7 protein-coding genes and 1 tRNA gene are annotated in these 6,540 nt (G+C 72.3%); 5 read left to right on the top strand and 3 right to left on the bottom strand.

From position 1 onward, the window contains the following. A partial coding sequence (locus VI238_RS10420; protein WP_331651038.1) for a winged helix-turn-helix domain-containing protein occupies nt 1–2,030 on the bottom strand: 2,030 nt, incomplete at its 3' end. Between the two features lie 156 nt (nt 2,031–2,186). Here VI238_RS10420 and VI238_RS10425 point away from each other — a divergent pair. Further along, a tRNA-Ile gene (locus VI238_RS10425) sits at nt 2,187–2,262 on the top strand. Nucleotides 2,263–2,412: 150 nt separating this feature from the next. Here VI238_RS10425 and VI238_RS10430 read toward each other — a convergent pair. Next, nucleotides 2,413–2,979, bottom strand: coding sequence for a GNAT family N-acetyltransferase (locus VI238_RS10430; protein ID WP_331651040.1), 567 nt, complete (start codon nt 2,977–2,979; stop codon nt 2,413–2,415). A gap of 203 nt (nt 2,980–3,182) precedes the next feature. Here VI238_RS10430 and VI238_RS10435 point away from each other — a divergent pair, with 203 nt between their 5' ends. The 4 genes from VI238_RS10435 (at nt 3,183) to VI238_RS10450 (ending at nt 5,243) form a co-directional block, all read left to right on the top strand. Then, a complete protein-coding gene (locus VI238_RS10435) occupies nt 3,183–4,007 on the top strand; it encodes a universal stress protein (protein WP_331651042.1) in 825 nt (274 codons plus the stop codon). A gap of 12 nt (nt 4,008–4,019) precedes the next feature. Then, the gene (locus VI238_RS10440; RefSeq protein WP_331651044.1) at nt 4,020–4,208 is read left to right on the top strand and encodes a hypothetical protein; all 189 of its coding nucleotides are present in this window, start codon (nt 4,020–4,022) and stop codon (nt 4,206–4,208) included. Nucleotides 4,209–4,355: 147 nt separating this feature from the next. Then, the gene (locus VI238_RS10445) at nt 4,356–4,793 is read left to right on the top strand and encodes a universal stress protein (protein ID WP_331651045.1); all 438 of its coding nucleotides are present in this window, start codon (nt 4,356–4,358) and stop codon (nt 4,791–4,793) included. Between the two features lie 12 nt (nt 4,794–4,805). After that, the gene (locus tag VI238_RS10450) at nt 4,806–5,243 is read left to right on the top strand and encodes a universal stress protein (protein ID WP_331651047.1); all 438 of its coding nucleotides are present in this window, start codon (nt 4,806–4,808) and stop codon (nt 5,241–5,243) included. Nucleotides 5,244–5,256: 13 nt separating this feature from the next. Here VI238_RS10450 and VI238_RS10455 read toward each other — a convergent pair. Next, nucleotides 5,257–6,540, bottom strand: a 1,284-nt coding sequence (locus tag VI238_RS10455; RefSeq protein ID WP_331651049.1) for an HAD-IC family P-type ATPase, incomplete at its 5' end; no start/stop codon positions are given.

Here is a 6,540-nt window from a genome sequence, read left to right on the forward strand (position 1 = left end):
AGGCCGCGCAGGCGCGGCAGCAGTTCGCGCATGCGCTGCAGCGCGAGCGCATTGGCGGGTTGCCAGAGCGCCTCGTCGGCGCCGAGCACGTCGGCAGCCGCATCGTTCGCCTGCAGGTGCAGCTGCAGCAGCAGGGCCGCGGCCTCGAGCCGTGCGTCTGCCGCGCCGCCGCGACCGATGCCGTCCATGACCGCCTCGGCGCGGCGCAGTGCGCCGGCCGCGTCGCCGATCGCGAGCGAGACCTGCGCCTCGTCGAGGCGCACGTCGACGACGGCATCGTCGACGCTGCCCGCATCGCCCTCGGCGTCGAGCCCGGCAAGCACGCCGCGCGCCTCGGGGAAGGCACCGCTCTCGGCGAGCATCGCCGCGTACGCGACCATGCCGAAACGATGCAGCGCGGGGTAGTCGAGGCCGCGCAGGCGCGGCAGCAGTTCGCGCATGCGCTGCAGCGCGAGCGCATGCTGCAGCAGGGCTTCGTGCGCCTGCGCGATGTTGAGCCGCGAGCCGAGTTCGGTCTCGTTGGCCCCGAACGCGGCGGCCATCGCCGCCGCCTGCTCGTACGACAGCAACGCGTCGGCGACGCGCCCGCGCCGCGTCGCGATGTAGCCGAGCCCGTCGGTGATCCGCGCGAGCGCGAGGCGGTCGCCACTCGACTCGAGCTCGACGCGCGCATGCAGGTAGCTTTGCTCGGCGTCGTCGAGATCGTTGCGCACGACCTGTGCGATGCCGAGGCCGCGCCACGCGAGCCCGGCCGCGCGCCGGTCGCCTGTGGCACCGAGCAGTGCGAGGCTGCGCCGGAAGTGCGCCTCGGCGACCGCGTAGCGACCGCGCGCGAGTTCGCAATCGCCGAGGGCGCTCCATGCGGGGCCGAGCCAACGCATCGCCGGCGCGGTGTTCGAGCGCTCGATCAGCGACTGCAGGGCGCGCGCGGCCTCATCGGCGCGCCCGAGCTGGATCAACGCTTCGCTGCGCTGGAGGATCGCCGCGGGCGCGGCGGTCGCGTCCGGCGACGCCGCATCGTAGAGCGCGAGCGCACGGCCGTTCTGCCCTTCGAGGATCGCCGCGCGCATCCGCGCGCGCAGCGCGACGACGTCGACAGGCAGTGGCTCGGCGTCCTCGCGGTCGGCGCCGTCGGCGAGCAGCTGGCGCACCTCGCGCGCGAGCACCCCTCCCGCGCTGACCGCGTCGGCGGAGCGACCGCCGACCATCTGCGACGCGCCATCGGCGCCGAACACCGTCGCCGTGACGGACCAGGCATCGCCGCTGCGCGCTGCTTCGGACGCGACGACGATCGTCGCGCCGGTTTCCGCGCGCAGGCGCGCGAGATCGTCCGCGCCGGACCGCGATATCGCCGCCAGCGCGGTCTCGTCGGGCACCACGGCATGGCCGGGAAGGTCGCGCAGCGCCTGCGCAAGGAGCGACATCATGCCGAGGCGCATCCAGCCGTCGTCGGCCAAGTCGCCCTGCACGCGCGTGGGCACGACGAGAACGAGGCCCGGTACCGGCTTCGCCACGCCGCCCGCATCGACGGCGCCCGCTACGGCTTGCGGCGGAAGGGGCCCGGCGCGATGGACGAGCAGCGCCGCGCCGAGCGCGAGCAGCAGCGCCGCGCCGATGACGACACCGCGTCGGCGCACGGGAACGGCGATCGACGACAGCGCGCGCGCGCGGGCGCGGCCCGTCGTGTCGTCGTCCGCAGATCGCGCGGACGGTGCATCGAGCATCCGCGTCGCGGCCACCCACTGGTAGCCGAAGCGCGTCACGGTGCGGATGTGATGTTGCGCATGGCCGTCGTCGCCGAGCGCGCGACGCGCCTTCAGCACGGCCTGCGCGAGCAGCGCGTCGCCGGCCTCGCTGCGGCCCCAGACCGCCGAGATCAGTTCGTCGCGCCCGACCGCGCGATCGCGATGCCCGACGAGGTAGGCGATGAGGTCGAACACGCGCACGCCGACGACGACGTCGGCGCCGTCGCGGATCAGGCGACGGGACTCGGGAACCAGCTCGTAATCGTCGAAACGGAACGAAGGCATGTCGGCTCGCGCGCGCGACGACGAACGCCGCGGTGCGGCGGACCTCCGCGTACGCGCAGGCGGCGATCGACCACTAGGATGCCAGAAGCACGACGGCGGGTCGTCGCGAACGGGCTCGTCGAGGCGGCCGCACACGGTTACACTCGCGGGCCTTGCGGGCCTGTAGCACAGCGGTTAGTGCAGGGGACTCATAATCCCTTGGTCCTCGGTTCGAATCCGAGCGGGCCCACCATCCTCCCGCCGCACGGCACCCCCGATCGGCGAACCGCGAGGCATCGCAGCTCCTCCGTCCGGCGAATCGCATGATCCCGCGAGCGCGACCAGCCCCCGGGCGTGAGCCGATGCGAGCCCGCACCCTGCAGGCGCGCGAGGATCGACCGCGTCAGAGCTTGAGCGAATGGATCACTTGGCTCGCGTCGAGCGGATCGGCGCGACGCGTGAAGCCGAGGTAGGCGGCGAGGTCGCGCATCTCCACGTTGTCGGCCGCATCGAGCGAGACCATCTCGTGGATGCCGCGCTCGCGCGCGACCGCGATGAGATGGCGCATGAGCAGCGTGCCGAGTCCCTTGTGCTGCCACTCGTCGGCGACGGCGACCGCGCACTCGCACGACTTGCGGTCGGCGCCGAGGCTGAAGCGGCTCACGCCGATCACGTGCTTCTCGCCTTCGCGCGCGATCAGCGCGGCGAAGGCGATCTCGCGCCGGAAGTCGAGCTGGGTGAGCTGGCGCACGAGCGTATCGCTCGGCGAACCGATCAGGCCGAGGAAACGCAGCCGCCTGGAACGCGCCGACAGGTGTTCGATGAACTCGCGCTCGAGCGCGGCGTCCTCCGCGTGCAGCGGGCGGATCAGCACGCGCGTGCCGTCGAGCAGTTCGTCGTGCCAATGGAACTGTTCCTCGCCGGCGTGCACGGTCGTGGGTGAAGCGTTCGTTCCGGTTCGCGGTTGCATGACCCGACTCCTCATGGAAGACGCGCCGATCCTGCGCCGCGCGCATGCGCGTGCATTGATCTGGATCACCTCGATCGTCGAACGCGCGGCACGCGGTCGCGGGTGATCCGGATCAAACGGACGCGGCGCGCGCGGCGCTAGCCTTGCCAACGTGCGATGCAGGCGATTGCGGCCGACGCGTTGCCCTACCGCGGAGGACGAACATGCGCGACATCATGGTCCATACCGGCCGCTACGACGCGTGGGGCAGCGGCGCCGAATACGCCGCCGACCTCGCCGCGCGCGTGGATGGCGCGCTCACCGGCGTGTTCGTGCACCCCTCCCCCCTCTACATGATGCCGCCATACGCGTCGGGCGACGTCATCCAGGCGATCTTCGAGACCGCGCGCAGCGTCGAGCAGTCTGCCGACGCCGCGCGCGGCGCGTTCATCGCCTGGGCGACGAAGATCGGCGTGCGGCAGGCGTTCTGGCAGGTCGCCGAAGGGCGCGCGCCGGAGACGCTCGCGCACATCGGCAACTGGCACGACCTGCTCGTGCTCGAGCGCAATCCCGACGCGCCCTGGGGCGCGCCGCCCGACCTCGGCGCGGTCGTGCTCGCCTCGCGCATGCCGTGCGTGGTCGTGCCGCCCCATTGCCGCGAGGCGTCGCTCGGCTGCATCGCGGTCGCATGGAACGGCTCGGCCGAAGCGGTGCGCGCGCTGCATTGCGCGTTGCCGCTGCTGCACCATGCCGCGGCCGTCATCCTGCTCGACGGCGCGCACCGCGCGCCGGAGATCGAGGCGGGATGGCTGCCACCCTTCGACGTGCAGACCTATCTTTCGCGCCACGACATCCGCGCGACCGTGAAGCCGATGCTCTCGCCGGACGATCGCGCGGGTGAAGCGATCCTCGCCGCGGCCGGCGAAGTCGGGGCGAACCTGCTCGTGATGGGCGCCTACGGCCGCTCGCGCTTCAGCGAATGGGCGTTCGGCGGCGTGACGCGCACGGTATTGCACGAAGCGACCTTGCCCGTGCTCATGCGCAACTGACCGGAGCCGGCGATGGAGAACGCGAATGGTGTGCTGCTGCTCGTCGCAACGCTCGTCGCGGTGCCGTCGCTCGTCGCCGGCACGATGTACTGGACGCATCGCCGCGGCATCGGCGTCGTCAAGGGCTGGGGCGGCGCGCTGTTCATCCTGTTGTGCTGGATTGCCGCGCTCGGATTGATCCTCTACCGGACCGCGCACTGACGCCAAATGCGACGTTCGTCGCATCGCGGCCATCGTTGCGGCGGATCGCGCCGCGCGCGACCCAGTTGACGCACGTCAAGGAAGCGCCTGCGGCGCGGCGTAACGTCGGGCGCGACGGCGCACGCCGTTCACCCGGAGAGCCACGCCATGTTCCAGCGCATCCTCGTTCCGACCGACGGCTCCGCCCTGTCGAAGAAGGCCGTACGTGCCGCGATCAAGCTCGCCGCGGGGACCGGCGCGAGCCTCGTGGCGTTCCACGCGATCCCGAAGTTCCGCACGTTCACGTTCGACACGCAGATGCTCGAGGGCAGCGCGGGCGGATACCGCACCGCGTCGATCGCGCATGCGCGCGAGCTGCTCGCCGGGGTCGCCGCGGAGGCGCGCAAGGCGGGCGTCGCCTGCGACACGGTGCATGCATCGAGCGACGAGCCGTACGCGGCGATCATCCGCGAGGCCAAGCGCAAGCACTGCGACCTCATCCTCATGGCGTCGCACGGGCGCAAGGGCCTGCAGAGCCTGCTGCTCGGCAGCGAGACGCAGAAGGTCCTCACCCACGGCACGCTGCCCGTGCTCGTCTATCGGTGAGCGGGGCCGGCCATGTTCGAACACATCCTCATTCCGACCGACGGCTCGAAGCTGTCGGAGAAGGCCGTGCGCAGGGGCATGCGCTTCGCACGCGCGATGAAGGCGCGCGTGACGGTGTTCCATGCGATCCCGAAGTTCCACACCAGCGACGTCATGATGGATCTGCTCGGCACGAGCCGCGGCGATTACGCCAAGGCCGCGCAGGCGTATTCGGACGACCAGCTGCGGTTCGCCGAAAAGGTCGCTCGCGCGCTCGGCGTGCCATGCGACAAGCGTCACACGACGACCGACGATCCGGCCGCGGCGATCATCCAGGCCGCCAGGATGAACGATTGCGACCTCATCCTCATGGCGTCGCACGGCCGCCGCGGCCTCGGCGCGCTCGTGCTCGGCAGCGAGACGCAGAAGGTGCTCACGCACAGCACGATCCCGGTGCTCGTGTACCGCTGACCGCGGGCCGACGTCACGCGCGCGCGTGCCGGCGATGCATGCGCGCGCGGACGAGGAACGCCGGCACGAGCGCCGCGAGCGGCAGGCCCGCCGCGAGCGCAATCATGCCCGGTGGCGGCGCCTCGAAGCGGAAGAACCGTCCGACGGGCGCGAGCCCGAGCGTGGCGACGAGCCCGATCGCGGCGCCGGCGACGACGATCCAGAACGTCCGATTGCGCGTGCGCAACAGTCCGCTGCCGCGATTGAGCGCGATCAGGCCGACGTTGCCGGCGACGAGCGCGACGAACGCGGCCGCGGCGACCGCCGCGTCGGTGCAGCCGATCGCGCGCCCGACGCCGTACACGAGCGCGGAGGCCGCGAACATCAGCGCTCCATCGGCGACGCCGCTCGCGAGCAGGCGCAACCCGAGCACTGGGCGCCGTGGATCGCGTGGCATGCGGCGCATGATGTCGGCCGTCGCGGGCTCGCGCTCGAACACGAGCGCGCAGGCCGGATCGATCACGAGTTCGAGGAACACGATGTGGATCGGCCACAGCACGAGCGGCCCTCCGGTGAGCAGGGGCAGCAGTGCCATGCCCATGATCGGAACGTGCACGGCGAGGATGTAGCGCATCGCGCGCACGATGTTGTCGTGGATCGTGCGCCCGCGGCGGATGCCGCGCACGATCGACGCGAAATCGTCGTCGAGCAGCACGAGTGCGGCCGCTTCCCGCGCGACGTCGGTGCCGCGACGCCCCATCGCGATGCCGACGTCGGCGGCCTTCAGCGCCGGCGCGTCGTTGACCCCGTCGCCGGTCATCGCGACGACCTCGCCGCGTGCGCGCAGCGCCTGGACGAGGCGCAGCTTGTGTTCGGGCTTCACGCGCGCGAACACGCGGCGCTCGGCGCAGGCCGTCGCGACCTGCGCATCGTCGAGCGCGGACAGGTCGGCGCCGCCGAGCGCGCCGTCGCGGACGTCGATGCCGGCCTGCCGCGCGATCGCGGTCGCGGTCTCGGGAAAGTCCCCGGTCAGCATGACCACGTCGATCCCCGCGGCAGTGGCCTCGGCGACGGCCGCGGCCGCGCCGGCGCGCAGGGGATCGGAGAATGCGACGAGGCCGGCTTCGGTGAAGGCGAGATCCTCCTGGCGTTCGGGCAGCGGCAGTGTCGCGCCCGGCGCGAGCGAGCCGACCGCGATCACGCGCAGGCCGTCGCGCGCGAGTGCGGCGACGTCCGCGAGCAGGCGCGCGCGTCGCGCGGGCGCGAGCCGGCACAGCTGCGCGATCGCCTCGGGCGCGCCGCTGCACGCGCCGACGAG

The sequence above is a fragment of the Dokdonella sp. genome, assembly GCF_036518555.1.
In the GTDB taxonomy this organism is placed as follows: domain Bacteria; phylum Pseudomonadota; class Gammaproteobacteria; order Xanthomonadales; family Rhodanobacteraceae; genus Dokdonella_A.

Bases quoted from the DNA above. Each gene is read 5' to 3' on its own strand.
- VI238_RS10445 (WP_331651045.1), top strand. From the start codon at position 4,356: ATGTTCCAGCGCATCCTCGTTCCGACCGACGGCTCCGCCCTGTCGAAG.
- VI238_RS10435 (WP_331651042.1), top strand. From the start codon at position 3,183: ATGCGCGACATCATGGTCCATACCGGCCGCTACGACGCGTGGGGCAGC.
- VI238_RS10430 (WP_331651040.1), bottom strand. From the start codon at position 2,979: ATGCAACCGCGAACCGGAACGAACGCTTCACCCACGACCGTGCACGCC.
- VI238_RS10440 (WP_331651044.1), top strand. From the start codon at position 4,020: ATGGAGAACGCGAATGGTGTGCTGCTGCTCGTCGCAACGCTCGTCGCG.
- VI238_RS10450 (WP_331651047.1), top strand. From the start codon at position 4,806: ATGTTCGAACACATCCTCATTCCGACCGACGGCTCGAAGCTGTCGGAG.